The organism is Roseiconus nitratireducens (assembly GCF_008629675.1).
Classification (GTDB): domain Bacteria; phylum Planctomycetota; class Planctomycetia; order Pirellulales; family Pirellulaceae; genus Stieleria; species Stieleria nitratireducens.
In genome coordinates this window covers 90,547-108,622 of the sequence record NZ_VWOX01000021.1, presented here as the reverse complement: position 1 = coordinate 108,622, position 18,076 = coordinate 90,547, and the positions used below count along the sequence as shown (strand labels likewise).

At 58.5% G+C, this 18,076-nt stretch carries 10 protein-coding genes; 5 read left to right on the top strand and 5 right to left on the bottom strand.

The features are described 5' to 3' along the window. Window positions 1–193: 193 nt before the first annotated feature. Window positions 194–1,831, bottom strand: a complete 1,638-nt coding sequence (locus tag FYK55_RS25290) for a hypothetical protein (RefSeq protein ID WP_150079419.1) — start codon at window positions 1,829–1,831, stop codon at window positions 194–196. 401 nt (window positions 1,832–2,232) lie between these two features. Here FYK55_RS25290 and FYK55_RS25285 point away from each other — a divergent pair, with 401 nt between their 5' ends. Then, window positions 2,233–4,608 carry a family 16 glycoside hydrolase gene (locus tag FYK55_RS25285; protein WP_161604741.1) on the top strand — a complete coding sequence of 792 codons (2,376 nt, stop codon included), beginning with the start codon at window positions 2,233–2,235 and terminating at the stop codon, window positions 4,606–4,608. Between the two features lie 307 nt (window positions 4,609–4,915). Continuing rightward, complete coding sequence (locus FYK55_RS25280; protein ID WP_150079417.1) at window positions 4,916–5,722, top strand: SDR family NAD(P)-dependent oxidoreductase; 807 nt, start codon at window positions 4,916–4,918, stop codon at window positions 5,720–5,722. Between the two features lie 316 nt (window positions 5,723–6,038). Here the strand turns inward: FYK55_RS25280 and FYK55_RS25275 are convergent, their stop codons facing one another. Then, window positions 6,039–7,442 carry a DUF1552 domain-containing protein gene (locus FYK55_RS25275; RefSeq protein WP_150079416.1) on the bottom strand — a complete coding sequence of 468 codons (1,404 nt, stop codon included), beginning with the start codon at window positions 7,440–7,442 and terminating at the stop codon, window positions 6,039–6,041. A 63-nt stretch (window positions 7,443–7,505) separates the two neighbouring features. Next, complete coding sequence (locus tag FYK55_RS25270) at window positions 7,506–10,280, bottom strand: DUF1592 domain-containing protein (RefSeq protein WP_235908970.1); 2,775 nt, start codon at window positions 10,278–10,280, stop codon at window positions 7,506–7,508. Between the two features lie 574 nt (window positions 10,281–10,854). Between FYK55_RS25270 and FYK55_RS25265 the strand changes: the two genes are divergently transcribed. After that, window positions 10,855–11,361, top strand: a complete 507-nt coding sequence (locus FYK55_RS25265; protein WP_150079415.1) for a hypothetical protein — start codon at window positions 10,855–10,857, stop codon at window positions 11,359–11,361. 105 nt (window positions 11,362–11,466) lie between these two features. After that, the gene (locus tag FYK55_RS25260; protein ID WP_235908969.1) at window positions 11,467–13,434 is read left to right on the top strand and encodes a sulfatase; all 1,968 of its coding nucleotides are present in this window, start codon (window positions 11,467–11,469) and stop codon (window positions 13,432–13,434) included. A 143-nt stretch (window positions 13,435–13,577) separates the two neighbouring features. Here FYK55_RS25260 and FYK55_RS25255 read toward each other — a convergent pair whose 3' ends face one another. Continuing rightward, window positions 13,578–14,402, bottom strand: coding sequence for a hypothetical protein (locus FYK55_RS25255; protein WP_150079413.1), 825 nt, complete (start codon window positions 14,400–14,402; stop codon window positions 13,578–13,580). A 190-nt stretch (window positions 14,403–14,592) separates the two neighbouring features. On the opposite strand from FYK55_RS25255, the gene FYK55_RS25250 reads away from it, so the two are divergent. Beyond that, window positions 14,593–15,219 (top strand): SOUL family heme-binding protein, encoded by a 627-nt coding sequence (locus FYK55_RS25250; protein ID WP_150079412.1) that lies wholly within the window; start codon window positions 14,593–14,595, stop codon window positions 15,217–15,219. A 144-nt stretch (window positions 15,220–15,363) separates the two neighbouring features. Here FYK55_RS25250 and FYK55_RS25245 read toward each other — a convergent pair whose 3' ends face one another. After that, window positions 15,364–17,886: an arylsulfatase gene (locus tag FYK55_RS25245; protein ID WP_150079411.1), complete on the bottom strand. Its 2,523-nt coding sequence runs from the start codon at window positions 17,884–17,886 to the stop codon at window positions 15,364–15,366. Window positions 17,887–18,076 lie beyond the last annotated feature (190 nt).

Genomic DNA, 18,076 nt, shown 5'->3' with positions numbered 1-18,076 from the left:
GCTCTACAGTCTGCGCGAAGCCCACGTCCGTTTCGCCTCTTCCCTCTCGGGGGCCTACTAACTGGAGAGCCGTGTGCGGGAGAACCGCACGCACGGTTCGGAGGGAGGGGAGCCCGGCTCAACCGGGCTTCCCTACCCCTATCAGTGGGATTCGAATGATGCTCGGGTGCATTGCCGATCGAATCGATGGGACCTACGGCAGGTCCTCGGCGGCAACGTCCATGGCGGTCAGTGCTGCCGTCCACTCGCGTCGATCTTTGGCGGAATTGCTCAGCGGCGAATTAGACGTCGCCAAGAGCGATTGGACCCGTGGAATAGCTTGCGCCCCTTCCGGACCCAAACGCTTGAATGCGTTTCGAAGTCCCTTCAAGACGTGCCAACGATCGTGCCACCGCTGATCCAAGGACTGGTCGAGGATCGCCAGCAATTGCGGTACCGCCGCTTGCCCCTGGTCCGCCAGTCGTTCAACGAAGGGCGCGGCCTGATGACTCGAGAGGGCAAGATCCCAGATCGCGATCTCATCAGCCGTCGGCTGTGCAAAAGTTCCGTCAGGAAGATCCACCAGTTTCGAGACATACCACGTTTGCGATTTTGGATCCGTCGCAGTCAAAAAGCGTATTGCCAAGCCGGCTCGCAGCGGCGTCAAATCCGTGCGGCTCCGCAATGCACTTTGCAGTGGCTCCCGCGGATCCGGAATGCGTTCATCCAGCAGGATCTTTGCGATCGTATCGAGGTGCTCTTCGCCCGCATCGTATTGAAACAGTTGCAGCCACAACGGTGCAAGCAGCAGCTGTAACTCCGTCGCATTTGAATCGTCAAGGACTTCGGACAATTCCTGCTCCATTTGCGCCAGCGAATCGGAAGCCGGTTGGGGCTCCGAAACCTCGACGGCTCGCACCAGTTCCACCGCGGGATCCAGCCGGTAGTAGCGTTCCTGGTTGGAGTATCGGGAGCCGCCGACCACGAACTTTGCACTGGAAAAACCGCTCGCGGCACTTCCGATTTGGAATCCAAAGTAAAAGAAGGGTGCCGGCACGCGATGCGTCACCAGGGACTTGCGGAACTGGACCGTGCCGGTTGAATCTCGGATTTCAAGGCGTTCGACGCGAGGCTGGCCCTTCTCGCGAAGGTTGTCAAAGGTGACCCGCCAGTCGATGGAATCGTCCGCCAACGGGTCGCTGCGTCGAAAGGGTTCCCCGTGAGCAATCTGCAACGCGAGCGCGGCCTGCAGTTTCCTGTCACGCTCCTTTCTTTCCTGGAAGTTCCTGTGGACTCGATCCTTCGAGAGCTGATCCAGGACCTTCAAGATTCTCTGTGGTTGATCGGGCAGAACGAACGTCCCGGGCGCTTCCGAGCCTTTCCGAAACGTGACGGAGTCGCCGCGACTAACCCGGGTAACACTTTCGATCCCGGGTGTACCCAGCAAGGACGTGCAGATGAAATCACAGTCGATCGGCGGCTTCGACCGCATTAGATTCGGCGGAAAATCGACCAGCACGTTTCCGGTCAGTCGAATTCTTTCGGTCGCAACGATGTCCGGAAGTGCAGCCTGTTGAAATTGATCTTTTGCCGCGAATCTTCCCGGAAGCATCGCAACGAACCCCAGCCCGACCGCCAAAACCGCCGCAACCAAGGTCGCGCCAATCCCGGGCGACAGCGGCAACAAGCACCGAATCAAAAACGTCGCCAGGAGGTACACGAAGATTGTCGGGATGATCGTCAGAATCAGCCCCGGAATAATCAGAAAAATGTATCCGACCACGACCAACTGCGGTAAAGCCAACAGGATGCCGGACAAGATGCCCAGCGGAATCAACAGGTATTTAAGCATTTCAGACGCTTAGGTAGTCGAGCGATCGGAGGCGTTTGCCACGCTGATCCTGGCCATTCATCACCATCAAATCCTCAAACAATCTAGGTCGCACCCGCGGCGACTACGCGAAAAACCCTCGTTTGGCCGCGTGGTCGCGAGCGCCACCACCTTCGTGAAGAACTGCCGCCACCGGGGGAAGACAATATTTCTCGTGCCAGACCAGACGTATCTCATGGCAATCGAAGCCGGTACGCGACACAATCGGAAAGCCGACCATCAGTCATTTCCAAGCATGCCGGAAAGCTTCCCGTATGAACTTCGTTCGAACTGCCTGTGCCCTCCTCTTCTTGGCACCGTGTTCTGCCGCACCTGGCCAAAGGGTTTCAATCACTGTCGATGCATCGCGCCGACAGCACGAAGTGTCGCCGTACCTGACCGGGGCCTGCATCGAAGATGTGAACCACGAGATTTACGGTTCGCTCTACAGCCAAATGATCTTCGGCGAAAGCTTTCAGGAGCCAAGTAAAGAGAGCCCCGTCGCAGGTTACCAGGTTGTCGGCGGGCAATGGAATTTTGCCGAAGGCGTTTTGACTGGCGGGGGCGGCGATGGCCCAAAGCTGGTCCGTACAGGTCCCGCGACCCTCCGGGGCGTGGTCAGCGTCGACGTGCAACTCCCTGGCAACGACGCTGGGAATGGTGGGCTGATCCTTGCAGTCGGCGATGCGAAACGGGGCGCCGATAATTTCCGGGGCTACGAGGTCTCATTGGATTGCCAGGCAAACCGATTGATCGTTGGCCGCCACGATCACGATTTTCGCCGTCTGGCCTACGTCCCCTGCCCGGTCCCAGCCGATGAGTGGATTGGTTTGCGTGTCGTGATCGAGGGCGATCACTTTTCCGTTGATGTGAATGACAAGCGTCTGGTAGAGATCCGCGACGAGAGGCCACTGCCTCCCGGAACGATCGGCCTGCGTCAATGGCAACGCCCCGCGCGGTACCGCAACTTGGAACTGATCAAAAGCGGAGTGGAGGCGTCGGCCGGCTTCACCAAAAACGATTCGGCCGCTGAGGTCAGCGGCATGTGGGACGCAGTCATCGACGGTGACGCCGTGGGGCGATACGAGCTGGTCCATGATCGGCCGTTCGTCGGTTCGCAATGTCAACGGATCGTTCTTGAGAACGGAAGCGGCGCCATCGGAGTTGCCAATCGAGGCTTGAATCGCTGGGGAATGACTTTCCGGCAAGCAAAGCCCTACCAGGGATACGTGTGGCTTCGCTCCGAATCGTCAACCGCCGTCTCGGTGTCTCTGGAAAACTCTGACGGCACCCGCCGGCTCGCCACGCAACGACTGTCGGTCGACGCACCCGAGGGCTGGGAACGCTACGAATTGGCACTAACACCCAGCGACGAAGTCTTGGACGGACGAGTAGTGATTCGCCTTGAACAGCCCGGACAACTGGACCTCGGTCACGCATTTTTGCAACCGGGACCGTGGGGACGATTCAAGGATCTGCCGGTGCGACGTGACATTGTCGAAGGATTGCTGGATCAGGGCGTCACGGCGCTTCGCTATGGCGGGTCGATGGTCGACAATCCACCGGATTATCGCTGGAAGAACATGATCGGTCCGCGCGACCGACGCGAACCGTATGATGGCCATTGGTACGACGAGTCGACCAACGGTTGGGGCATTCTGGATTTCCTGGATCTCTGTGACGCAGCAGGTTTTTTGGGCATCCCCTGCTTCAGCATCGATGAAACACCCGCGGACATGGCTGATTTTCTGGAGTACGCGGGCGGAGGAGCGGATACGCGTTGGGGCGCCAAACGAATCTCCGATGGGCGAGCAAATCCTTACCGGCTGCGACACATCCAGCTGGGAAATGAGGAATCCGTCAACGAAGCTTATTGGGATCGTTTTGAACCCATCGCCAGAACACTTTGGAATCGCGATCCCAATCTGATTCTGATTGTCGGCGACTTCCAGTTCGACGCTCCTATCACGGATCCGTTTGATTTCTCCGGGTCCCCGGCGGGTATCACTTCGCTTGCCACACATCAAAGAATCCTGGCATTGGCCAAGGAACTTGACACCGAAGTTTGGTTTGATACCCATGTCTGGACCGGCGGCCCCGACCCGACGCCCTCGATGAATGCGTTCTTTACCTACGTGGATGCGCTGGAACAACTGGCGGATGGGGCAAAACATCGCGTTGTTGTCTTTGAGTTCAATGCGAACAATCACCGCCAACGTCGGGCACTCGCGAACGCGGAAATGATCGGACGGATCATGCGTGACGGCCGAGTTCCGATGGCGCTGTCCGCGAACTGCTTGCAACCAGATGGCCAGAATGACAACGGATGGGATCAAGGTCTGTTGTTTCTCAATGGTTCCAAAGTCTGGTTGCAACCGCCTGGATATGTGACGCAAATGATCGCCCGAGCTTACCAACCATGGGTCTTGAAAACGGACGTCAGCGGAACAGGGAAAGGCGAAGTCCCGGAGACGATGGACGTGGTGGCGACCGGATCGAAGAATGGTAATTCGGTGATCGTCCGAATCGTCAACCGGCTGGGCCGCAGCCAACCCATCGCAATCCAAGTCGACGGCATGACGGTCAAGGACTCCACCGCGAATGTTGTTTCGCTGAGTGCCTCATTTGAGGCCCACAACACGGCCGAACAAACGAATCAAGTCACGCCGCAAGAAACGATCATCGAACACCAGCTTCCCAGCAAACCGGCCAGATTCGACGTGCCTCCGTATTCGTTCACCACCATCCGAATCGAATGAGCTTCACAAACACAAATCACACCGTCGATTTAACTGCCGTCGCCAGACGGTGCCAGGTCGCCTATCCCACACTCTGGCGATCGTGTGTGCTATCAATCAAGAACACCGGGATTTGCCGTGCGATGATCGGCAAGGGATAGCCGCCGGTCGATGCTAAAAATCGCTAGCGACACGCGACTCACGCAAAGCAGCGCTGCCCAGCTAAGTGCTGCCCAGATAAACTCCGCCCCGAAAACCCTGTCCAGCGGGACAGTCGGCGGCATCTCTCAAAGGCGGCTTTGCTGCCCAGTAGCGAACGGAACGGGACATGGATCTTGGACTGAATCAACACCAGGCGCTGATCACGGGTGCGGCAAGTGGCATTGGATTGGCGACCGCAAAGCTGTTCGCCCAGGAAGGGTGCTCTCTCACGCTGTGGGACATCGCTCCATCTTTAGAGGCAACCGCCAATGAACTTCGGGCAGAGGGAATTGAAGTCACGGCAAATCACGTCGATGTTTCCGACAGCGACCAGACCGAACAGGCAGTTTCGGAAATGGAGCGGCAGGGTCAAAGCATCCAACACGTCGTCCACTGTGCTGCCACGGGGTCGGGAACGTTCGGATATCCGTTCACCAATTTACGCCCCGCCGATTGGCGGCATACGCTGGAAATCAACATCATGGGTATGGTCAACGTTGCTCACGCGCTGACACCACCGATGATCCGCAACGACGCGGGAACGTTCGTCTTTCTGGCGTCGATTGCCGGCCAAATTGGCTCGCAGACGGACCCTCCCTACAGCGCCAGCAAGGCCGCCAATATCAATTTTGCCCAGTGCATGGCCAAGGATTTGGCCCCTCACAACATCCGAGTCAACACGGTGTGCCCGGGCATGGTCAAAACGCCCCTGAATCGATCGGTTTGGCAAGCATGGAACGAGCGAACCGCCCCGTCGGAACGGCTGAGCTACGAAGATTGGTCCGAACAAAAGATCAAAAGCGTGGTCCCCCTTGGCCGCTGGCAAACCAGCGAAGACGTCGCCGCGATGATTGTCTTCCTTTCGTCGGAGCGTGCCAAAGAAGTCACGGGGCAGACCGTGAACGTCGACGGCGGCTTCGTCATGCATTGGTGACCTCCCGAATCGAGGCGGCGTCCTCTCTGGAAGCCTGCTCGGTCGTTGATGTGGCAGGCGGAGCCTGCGATTGCAGTGGGTTCCAATGCGGGAGCCTCGGAACCAGAGCAAGATTGCTCTGGGGTGTCGTAGCAGGCACTGGGATGGCAGGCGGAGCCTGCGAGTACAGCGGGTTCCTAGGCGGGAACCTTGGAACTCCTCGCGGGAGGATGAAGGATGCACGCGAGTGATTTCAGTTGTGCAGATACTCATGCCGAAGGGAAAGCGAATGTCAACGTGACGCAATAGACGCAGCACTACCGGCACGTCATCCAGCTCAAACGTCTTCGACGACTCCGGTGCTGTCAGCGAAGGAATCGGCTGGGACGCCCAGACGCTGCAGCATGGTCAAGTACAGATTCGACAGCGGCAAGTCATCGCCTTTCGCTTCGTCCTGCCAGGGCTCACGGTCACCCAACCAAGGCCCACCTTGAAAGTTGGTTCCGGCGTGATTGACGTACCGTCCGTGACGGAATCCCAGGTTCTTTCCGCCCGCCAGGATCAACGGATAGTTGCGTGACAGATGAAACGCACTGGATGCTGATCCGAACAGCAGCAGCGTGTTGTCCAACAGACTGCCGGTTCCGCCGGGCTCGGGCGTCGCTTTCAGTTTCCCGATGAAACGCCCGTACTCCTCGTTCAAAAACCGACAGTAGGTGCCAAAGTTCTTCCAGCCGTCAGGATTTTTGGTTTCGTGCGACAACTGATGGGCCAGATTGAACCCGACGGCGCGGGCCAGGTGGTCGCTGCGACCGACCCCGTTCTCGCGTCCGATCTGGTAGGTCGCAACGCGTGTCGAATCGGTCTTGAAAGCAAGGTAGATCAGCTCGAACATCGTTTGCAGGTACTCGCGAGGTTCGTCGGTGGTCAGTTCCAAATTCAACTGATCGCGATCGACACTGGGCAACGGCGCACCCAACCAACGCTTTGCCTTTTCCACTTTGACCTCAGCTTGCCGGACCGAGTCCAGGTACTCGTCCAGCACGCGTCGGTCGGCTGTCGACAATGAACGTCGCAACCGACGGGCATCCTCCAGCATTTCGTCCAGCGCGCTGCGACTGAGCTCCAGCCGGCGGGCGGAATCGTTGTCGCTCTTGACGAACAGCTGGTCAAAGATCCGCTTGGGCCGATGTTCCGCGGGAATCGGTCGCCCGTGACGATCGAACGAAATCGTGTGGGTTCCGCGAGCCGTCCCGGTTCCCCCGTCGGTCGACATCACCAGCGACGCAAAACGTGTCTGATCCCCGACATGCCTCGCGTATTCTTGATCCAGAGAGATCGTGTTTTCGTATTCTTTGTCGCCGCCGCCGGTGGCTCCGGCGGTCAAAAACTGGTCGGCATTGTTGTGGCCATGAACGTTTCGCGACTTTGGATGCGAGAACCCTGACAGAACCGTCAACTCACTTTTGATCGATTCAAGTGGTTCCATGCACTTGGTGAACGTGAACTGTTCGCCACCGCCGTGTGGAAACCAAGACCAATCCTGGTGAGCCGGATCTTCCGGCAACGGCATCGGCACACCATCGGGAAAGTAAAAACAGGCCAGACGCTTCGGATTCGGTTTCGACGGGGCACCGTGCGCAACCTCGCCGGCCAACGATCCAAACACCGGCAACGCCAATGCCACCCCGCTGCCACGCAAGAAGCAGCGTCGGTCGATCGTTTCTAGCTTGTATCCCATGGGTTGCTTCCTCAGTGAATGATGAATGCTGGCAGATGGGGATGACGGGAGAGGAGGCGACCGTTACCTGGTTCGGAACAGGTCGCTTTGGACGATCACTTCGATGACCGTTCTCAGACCATCGTCTTGCTGGCGGACCCGAGCGGTGATCGCATCCACCTCGGCCCGGTCGGCAAAGGCCAATGGTCGACCGAGAGCGAACGTGGCCAGCTTGGACACGACCGCTCGGACAAATTGGTCCTGGCGATGCTGCAGCAGGAACCGTTTCAAACCGTCCATGCCGTCAAGCGTTTGGTGATTGAACAGTTCACTGCTCGCGTCGATCGGCTGGCCGTTGATCTCATCACGCCACCGGCCCAACGCGTCAAAGTTTTCGAAGGCGATGCCCCAGGGATCGATCTTGACATGACAGGACATGCAGGCGGCGTGATTTCGGTGATCTTCGATGCGCTCCTTCAGCGTCATCTTTGCAATTTCCGGATCGGCCAAATCGATTTGCGGCACGGCGGGCGGCGGTGGCGGCGGCGGGTCAGCCAAAAGACATTCGAGCAACCAGATCGCTCGCTTGAGCGGATGAGAATCGGGCCAATCAGAATTCATCGCCAACAAACCGGCCTGCGTCAGCAAGCCACCGCGGCGGAAGCCGTCACCGAGTGCAACGCGGCGAAAATGGTTTCCGTGGACACCCGACAATCCATAGTGGTCCGCCAAGCGTTCGTTGACGATCGCATAGTCACCGTGGATAAAATCCAGCAGACTGGCGTTTTCCCGAAGCATCTCGCTGAACAGCGCCGCGGGTTCCTGCTGCATGGCTTCTTTCAACAACGGATCGAAGCCACGAACGTGCTGTTTAAAGTTTTGAAACTCCAGCAACTGCAGGTTCAGCCACTGCGACACGAAGTGCTCGACAAAACGTTCGCTGCGTGGATCGTCAAGCATTCGCTGGACTTGTGACGCCAATACCTCGCGGTCGGCCAGCCGCCCGCCGTCAGCCAGGTTCAGCAGCTCTTGATCGGGAATGCTGCACCACAAAAAAAACGACAAACGATTGGCCAGCGAGTGACAATCAAGCAGTTCCGTTTCGTCGTCATGGCTTGCCTCCGCGACTGGCGTGTTCGTGACGCACAAGAACTGAGGCGACGAAAGCACGGTCGCCAAGACTTCGACGACCGCTTGCTCATAGGAATCGCATCGCGGACGAATCTCCGTGAACAGATCCAGCTTGCGATCGATGTCGGCATCGCTGACCGGTCGCCGCCAGGCCCGATTCATGAAATGGGCGACGACTTCCCTCGCACGCGTCAACTCGTCGGACGCCTCATCCGCTTCCCCAAAGATCCGACGATGTGATTCCGGCGGCCATTGGTCGTACACCGGTGCCGCGACGTGCACGTAATCGATTTGCAACTGGGACGGCGACGCCGAACTGTTGACCAATCGGATGTATTCCGAGGGGCTGGGCATGGCGCCCATCTTGGACGTTTTCCTGACCGAATTGCGGGGATAGATTTCACCGAGCGGCACGTCCCATTGGATGATCTGCGGCCGTTCCGGCGTGGCAGTGACGGGCGTATCTTCGCTGCTGACACGCAACAAAGCCCGGCCCTCGTTGCTGGCTTGCCATCCGAACATCAATTGCAAACTGGGAAAGCGATCGGCTTGCGTGTTCACCCGCGACGCTCGAACCGTCACCCGCATCGTGCCCTGGTCCGGCAATTGATTCCCCAGTTCACAGATCAGCCGCGGACCGCGCCCGCTGGGCAATACCGCGACGCAATCGAACTCGTCCGGGAATGCAGCGGGCTGATCCTGTGGCGGAAAGGCGTATCGGGCCCCGTGGTAATTCCACCGAGCTTCCGCCAACCTGCCATTGGACAAATCCTTGTAGTAAGCCCCTCCTGGCGGCTGCCGAAACTGCTGTTGGAGTTGCTCCAGCTTTGCCTCCAATTCATCCGGTTCGTCCTTCAGTTCCTTCTTCAGCGATTCGATCTGTTCGTCTTGCTGGGACCACTCTCCCTGAGCGGCCTTCGCCATGGAGATTCCCCAGTACAAGGTCGGTGGTTGATCGCCCTGGACCGTCGCACGATCCAGAGCCGTTCGAGCGATGCGGTGGTAGGTTTCGAATTGCGAGACGGAAAGGCTCAACAGATCCGAGCTGTTCTCGAAGCCTTCCTCCGATTGAGCCTCCGGGGGGAGGTCTTTTGCGAAGTCCCATGGCAATCCCAGCAAGTCCTGCAAGGCGTATCCATATTCGTACCGAGTCATTCGACGGAACGCCGAATGACCACCGGACCTTCGGCGCACGATCGAGGCGGTGTGCAGTTCTGTCGACAGCCAGTCCACAAGCTGCCGTCGCTGGCCGTCATCCAATTCCCCCGCGTCAGGTGGCGGCATCTCGCCGTTGGTCACCACGGCAAACACTTCGGTCCACCAATCCGTATCCCCGCCTTGCGACAAATCAGGATCGAGCGTGTCGATTCGCAGATTGCCCTCGGTCGTATCGGGACCGTGACAATCGATGCAGTGCTGTTCCAGAAGCGGCCCGATCGTCGATTCGAACTGTGCCAAGTCGGCGTGACGCGTTTCCGATTCCGCAGTGCTGCTGCTAAGCGAAGCACCGGCGGCGACGGAATTCCGAAAACGCGATTGCTTTTTGCCGATTCGTTTCAACTCCGCCAGACTGGGCTGCCGATCGGCAACCCCGGTCGGTTGACCGGCTGCGACCGCTTCCGACGGGGCCTCTTCGTGGGGTTTCTCCGCTCGCATCGACGGAGCGACGAAAACGACCGCGCAGGAAAGCAGCAACAGTCGACACGCTGTTTGCGAAATGGAATGCATTGGGCGGGCGAGACCAATTGGTGTAGGTCAATCTGCATGCGGGCGGGATCCAAACGGCCAGCTCACGATGAAGCTAAACGATCGCGAACGCGTGGGGGGGAGGGATGCAATGTCGCGTCGATCACCGTCTGGACCCAACCATCATAGCAAGATGTGCCGATTTCGCTGAGCCGAATCCAACACTTTTCGACCCGCCCCTTGCAACGGCTCAGAATCCGGTCTCAGCGGCAAACCAGGGGGATGGAGAAAGCGACGGGCCTGTCGCTCAAAACGCTATCATGCTTCCACCGTTGACGAATCCCGGCTGAGCAACCGCGCGAACACTCGCGATGAACATGGGTAGCGACAAGGGTCGTTAGCTGGACAGCGCCACTTTGTTTGAGCCGCGTGGCGCTAGGCGCGGATTTTCTCGCCTCAACCGGCGGCTAGCGCCTTGCCGCTCATCGCACTGCAAATCACGTTGCTTTTTGATTGGAAGTGGTGCTGTCGAGCTACTTAATTCACCCTTCCACTTGTTGCGGGAGGGTGAAGGTTGTTTCCGAGTTGTTTGCACTTATGTCGATACCATAGCCCTATGAACGCGAATCAATCATCTGCCGGCGAGCGTCCCGAATGGGTCCAGGAATTGGAACAAGCATTTGGTGGACCCAACCAAGCGGCGTTCGGCACCGCGGTGTTTTCCGAGTCACTTTCGTCCGCTGAATCGGGCCAAGATTCACTCGAACAAAGAGCCCGGCACTGGTACCAATTTTTCTGCGGCAACACCTGGGAGAGATTTGGACCCGAGCGTTGGCTGCAAACCTGGCAGTTGGTCTTCGCGCGCCCCGATGCCCCTGGTTCCATCATTGACGAACTGTCGGCACTGGAAGATCCCCCGGCACGCCGCAGTGCGTCGACCATGTTGGACGGTCATGACGACCCACAGAAAGCCAAAGCAGCCTTGAAGCAGGCATTCGACGCTCCAACCATCGAAGCACTGCAGATCTACCGGATTGGCGATGGCGATGCGATGTCTGGCATCCTGATTGCGGGCCGTCGCACCGCCGGCGATTCGGCATTCGTCACCTTTCTATTGGATTGATGCCTCAAGCAACCAACCCGATCGATCCTGCAATTCTGTATCGTCGAGCGACCACAATCTTGACACATGGACTTTGAATCCGACCTCTTCCAAACGCGCTTCCCGATGCTTCGACTTCCATCCATCCCAGCTGCTTCAACCGCATCAACCATCATCGCTCTCGTGGCCCTCGGGATCGCGGGGCAGGCTCATCCGGCAACGGTAGCCGACGCGAAACCCAATGTCGTGATGATCCTGGCGGATGACCTTGGCTGGAGCGACACAACGCTGTTCGGCACGACCAAGTTCTATCGCACCCCCAACATCCAGCGGCTTGCAAAGCGGGGGATGACTTTCTCCCGCGCGTATTCATCCAGCCCCCTCTGTTCTCCGACGCGCGCGAGTATCCTGACCGGCACCAGTCCGGCTCGACACGGCATCACCTCGCCGACCTGCCATCTGCCCAAAGTGGTCCTGGAACCGGCGGCGAAATCGTCCGGCCCACCTCACCAGATGGCAACGGTTGTCGAATCGGTCACACGGTTGAAGACGGACTACTACACGTTGGCCGAAATGTTTCGCGACAACGGCTACGCCACCGGGCATTTCGGGAAATGGCACCTGGGACCGGAGCCTTACTCGCCGCTGCAACACGGCTTCGATGTCGACGTCCCCCATTTCGCCGGTCCGGGTCCGGCGGGCGGCTACGTGGCGCCTTGGAATTACGACGACTTTGATCCCGACCCGGATACCCCGGATCAACACATCGAAGATCGCATGGCAAAGGAAGCCGAAGCGTTCATGGATCAAAACGCCGACCGGCCGTTCTTCTTGAACTACTGGATGTTCAGCGTCCATGCTCCGTTTGACGCCAAACAAACACTGATCGAAAAGTATCGCCACGCCGTCGACCCGGACGGCCCGCAACGGAGCCCCACCTACGCGGCAATGATCGAAAGCATGGATGATGCGGTGGGAACTTTGCTTGACGCACTGGACCGATTGGGGATCGCCGATAACACCATCATCGTGTTCGCATCGGACAACGGTGGCAACATGTACAACGAAGTCGACGGAACGACCCCTACCAGCAACGCCCCACTTCGCGGAGGCAAAGCGACGATGTACGAAGGTGGCATCCGCGGCCCCGCGATCGTTGTCCAACCCGGAGTGATCGAGGCTGGTTCGACGAGTGACCAGACCATTCAAAGCAGCGACTATTATCCGACACTGTTGGATTTATTGAACATTGATCCGCAGCCCGGCCAACAATTTGACGGCATCAGCCTGGTCCCGGCACTGAAGGGAGGCAAACTCGATCGTGAAGCCATCTTCACGTATTTCCCTCATTCGCCGGCCATCCCGGATTGGCTGCCCCCATCGGCCAGCGTTCACCAGGGCGACTGGAAATTGATTCGGATCTTTCACGGTGGCAAAAACGAATCTCATCGCTACAAGCTGTTCAATCTTCGCGAGGACCTCGGTGAGCAGGACAACCTGGCGGAGAAGTTCCCAGAACGCGTCCGGCATCTGGACGCTTTGATCGAACAACATCTGTTGGACACGAGCGCCGTCCGTCCCCGTCCGAACCCAAGCTTTGAACCGACCCGCTACGACATCACGCGGGAAGGCAAGGCCGAATTGAAAGGCGGCACAAAGAAACCCGAACCACGAAAACGCAGGCCAGCAGGCCAACCGGTCGCGGGATGGCAACCCGGTGGCACCTGCAAACTTTCCCACCCCAAGGGCGTGTTGCGAGTTGCGAGCACCGGCGGGGACCCATATTTAAGTTACCCATTGGATCAACCTATCCCCGCCAGCAAGCTGAAGCTGCGACTCCGCATGAAGTCCAACTCTTCCGGGCGAGGTCAGTTCTTTTGGCGGGATGGACGTCAACCCTTTTCCGCTTCCAGAAGCCAACCCTTTGAAGTCATGCATGACGGCCAGGTGCATGACTATCGAATCGATTTTTCCCCGACAACCGAAGTTCATTCCATCCGAATCGATCCGTCGCGGGGCAACGGCGTCATCGAACTTCTCGAAGTCGTCCTGATAAACGATGACAATCTGATCATCCATCAATGGAACTTCTGAGCCGATTCACGGCTTCGGACGACTGCTGCGTTCGAAAGGGTCGCAGCTCGAATCGGTCCAGCGGCTTGAGGTGAGTGAGCGCCGCGCCGAACCGGCTTCCTTCGATGGTGTTTGACCAGGCCGCCGGCGGCGACCGACAGGGATCATTCTTCCGCGGCTTTGGCGATCGGCTGGTCGTCCAGTCTGCCGATGTCAGTCACGGATCTGGGCAGCGGGCGGTGCCAGCGCCAGCCCAGGATGGCGCCGACGATCATGGTCAGTGGCAGCACGACAAACAGGTGAGCCAAGAAGAAGGTCAGGAAATGTCCCACTTGCGGACCAAACCCCGCACCGCCCTGGTAGTTGCCCGGAGGTGACGTGAGTTGTTCGATCAACAACATGACCATCGTCGAAAGAAGTCCCGCGACGATGGCCGAGCCGATCGCGCCTCGGAGAGGCCCGACCTTTCGACGGGAAAATGTTGCCCAGACCGCTCCACAGATGACCGCCCCAATCCAGGCACCGTGAAACCCCGGACCGATGACCAACCACAGCACATCATCAAGCACTTCGGCTGAATCGGTGTCCGCCGGTGAGATGGAACGAAAGAGTTCCGACCAATAGACGACGACCGCAATCAGAATGGCCACGACGAATCCCGCGGCCACACCTCCGGCGACGACCCTCCGTCCGAACGCGATATCTGACGAGCAAGCACACCCCAGGCAATACCCAACGGCCGCGCCCGCCAGACCGCTCACGAGAACCGGCACGACAAACTCGCCAAGCAACCCGATCAGCCCCTCAAACCACGTCGATCCATAAAATTCGATCTGCTCGCCGAAAGACCTGCGGCTGAAAACGATTGCCAAAAGGAACGGCGCCAAGCCTCCCAAGACGCTTCCCAGCACCGTCGCCAGCGCACGCGGGCCCGCGCGGTGTTTTCCGAGCGACGCCAGTTCGGCGAGATCACTTTTGTCGAGTTCCATGGTGGTGAGACTTGCTTGGTTTTCGCTGCACATCCATCACGCCTATGCTGGCGTGCCCGACCGACGTGGATGACGGCAGAATCATTGATTTCGTCGATTTTTTTTGCCCCCGCAACGGCAAGCTAGCCGAGGCGCTACCATTCGACAGACTTGAGCGTAGCGGTTTTTCTCGTACAAGGATCCCGGACCGATGAACATGCGAACGATCTGCCTGGTCGCCTCCGTGGGAATGATTCTGGTCGGCTTGACCGCCTGGACGCTGGCGGAGCGGACGGGCTACGAGACAGCCGAATACGAAGTGATCGAAGCGGATGGCAGCTTTGAGATCCGTGAATACCCGGACCTGACGCTCGCCGCGACGAACGCCAAGCCGGACGCCGAGGGACGTGACGGCAGTTTCATGCGTTTGTTCGGCTACATCAGTGGCGAGAATCAGGCGAATCAGAAGATCGAGATGACGACCCCCGTGTTCATGGAACCGGCCGGTGATCCATCCGCGGCTTCCATGGGCTTCGTGATGCCAAAAGACGTGGCGGAATCGGGCGCGCCCGATCCGTCCGGGACGAACGTAGAGATCCGCACGCGAAAGGGTGGCCGCTTTGCCGTGATTCGCTTCTCCGGCCAGCTCGATTCCAAGCTCGCCGAGGAGCAAGAGACGAAGCTCCGCGAGTGGATGCAGTCGCGCGGATTGGAGGGCGAAGCAACCGCGGAAACGGCAGGCTACGACCCGCCCTTCAAGCCGGCCGCCCTGCGACGCAACGAAGTTCTGATCAGGCTGAAGGCTCGGGGTGAGCCGTCGGAAAGCGAGGATCAGTGATTCCTGTTTAATCTCGCTCTGGCACGATGTGGTACTGAATCACTCGGCCGAGCCGGCAAGACAGCCGGTTCCAAGGCAGGAGCCTTGGAACCAGATCTGGCGTTCGTTCCTGTCCTTTTGCGGGCTTTTGCTTTGGCGCCGGCCTCACTCGCTTGAGGCATTATTCCGTTGAGCGGCCTGAAGCTTCGCGATGTCCGCCGGTGAGAGCTCTGGGCGATCGACCGAAATGGCCAGCTTGTTCAACTTTCCGGTGAAGACGAATGGTGGCTTGTAGTCCGCGTCGTTGACTCCCGTCAACGTGTCCGAGCCGATGTCGAAGCTTTCATCCCATTGCAGTATCACGGGCAACGTCTTGTCCAGCTTCTGGGTTTGAACCACTTTGCCGTCGACCAATAAAGTTCCCGTGCCGCCACGGCCCAGACCACTCATGCTGTTGTAGGCCAGCGTCCCCACTCCAAGACCGTCGTACTTGAAGTCAAACTCGACACGGTGTTTTCCGGGAGAGAGTGGCTGGGAGGCCGCCCACTTGACCCGTTTCAGATCCAGCAAGTTCCAAACGAACACCGGCTTGCTCTCCAACAGGTAGAAACCGTATCCGCCAAACCGGCCTCCGGAAGTCAGCATCATGCCTTCGGCGCCGGCGTCGGGTATTTCGATCTCGGCGGAAATCTTGTAGGACGTATTCAGTAGCAGCGGCGAATCGCCTTGCGGCAATCCGGTCATCGGCATCGTGTAGACGAACTCGGTTCGGCCGGCCGTGATATTCGGCCGCGGTGCGATGATGCGAGCCGCCACCGAAGCGTCCATCGGAAAGACCTGGTATTTCTCGGCTTCGGCGATGAACAGTTTTTTGAGTTGTTGGACCTTTTCCGGATACTGTTCTGCCAGATCCTGCGATTGACTGAAGTCTTTCGTCAAGTCGTACAGTTCCAAGACTTGATTGTTCAGCGGATCTGGGTTGGCGGCCCCGTAGGCAACCCAGGGTGCCCGGTTGACTTTGGTGCTCAATAGCCAGCCTTGGTGGTAAAGAGCCCACTGCCCAAACATTTCGAAGTATTGGGTCTGGTGCTCCGAAGGCGCATCCGCATTCTTGGCGTCGAACGTGTAGGCCAGACTGGTCCCTTCGATCGGTGACTGTTTGATCCCGTCGACGTATTCGGGTGCGGGAATGTCGGCCACCTCCAGGATGGTCGGCACGATGTCGATGATGTGGCAGAACTGCTCACGCAGGCCGCCTTGGTCCTTGATCCCGTTGGGCCAGGCGACGCACATGGATTGGCGAATCCCACCCAGTTTCGATGCGTTCTGTTTGAACCATGTGAACGGGGTGTCGAATGCCCACGACCATCCGGCCGACATGTGATTGTAGGTCTGCTCGGTCCCCCAAACGTCGTACCACTTCATCTGCTCTTCGACCGGCATCATGTTGATCCCGTTGAAGAAAGCGACTTCGTTCGGAGTGCCAAGGGGACCGCCTTCGGCGCTGGTACCGTTGTCGCCGTTGATATAGAAGATCAGTGTGTCATCCAGCTTTCCAATGTCCTCCACCGCTTGAATCACGCGACCAATCTCGTGGTCGCTGTAGGCGGCGTAGGCGGCGAAGATCTCGACCTGCCGGATAAAAAGCTTCTTCTCTTCGGGAGTACAGCTGTCCCAGTCCTTGATCACTTCGGACGGCCACGGTTCCAGCTGGGTGTCAGCCGGAATCACCCCTAAGCGTTTCTGGTTTTCAAAGATGGTTTCCCGCAGCTTGTTCCAGCCGTCATCGAACAGGTGCATCTGGCGAATCTTTTCGACCCACTGCTGCGTCGGATGATGGGGAGCATGCGTCGCGCCGGGGGCGTACTTGATGAAGAACGGTTTGGCAGGATCGATCTGATCGATGCGATGCAAATACTCGATCGCATCATCCGCCATGCCGGTCACCAGATTCCAGTCCGGCTTACCTTCGAACGGATAAATCTGGGTGGTGTTGCGAAACAGATTGGGTTCCCACTGATTGGCGTCGCCACCAACGAACCCGTAGAAATACTCGAACCCCATTCCGATCGGCCATTGATCGAACGGCCCCACCTGGCTGGCCGCGAAAGCTGGCGTGTTATGGTCTTTGCCGAACCAGGCCGTTGCGTAGCCGTTGTCCAGCAGAATCCTGCCGATGGTTGCCTTGTCTTTTCTGATGATGCTGTCGTAGCCGGGAAACCCGGTCGCCTGTTCCGAGATCACACCAAATCCCGCCGAATGGTGATTGCGTCCGGTGATCAGCGCCGCGCGCGTGGGCGAGCAAAGAGCGGTTGAGTGAATGTTGTTGTAGCGGAGACCCATCTTTGCGACGCGATCCATCGCCGGCGTGGGAATCACGCCGCCGAATGTGCTTGGCACTCCGAATCCGGCGTCATCGGTGATGATCAACAAAACGTTGGGGGCCTGCTTTGGCGGGACCACTCGGGGCGGCCACCAGGTTTTGGAGTCCAACGCACTCTGTTTGATGACTCCGCCAAACGCCGGATCCGGCGGAGGCAACTGTTTGCCGTCGATGGTCGTCGTGGCGCTGGGCGAACCGGGGTCGCCGGTGACTTGCTGGGCTTGCAACTTGGTTTCGACCGACGACCAAGCCACGGTCGTTGCGAGGACCGCCGAGAAGAGAATACTGCGGAGGATTCGATACATGGTGCGGGGGCTCCAAACGGAACGAGTGACTGGAAGTGGAAAGGAACGATCGATCGCATGTCATTTGTGTCACCGACATCTGCCTGCAACGAGCGAAAGTCTTCAGACTGTCGCTCACGTGGGTCTCGGAAATACGGTCCGGAGTGTGCGGAGTTGCAACGGCTAGCTGGACGGCGCCACTTTCAGCCCC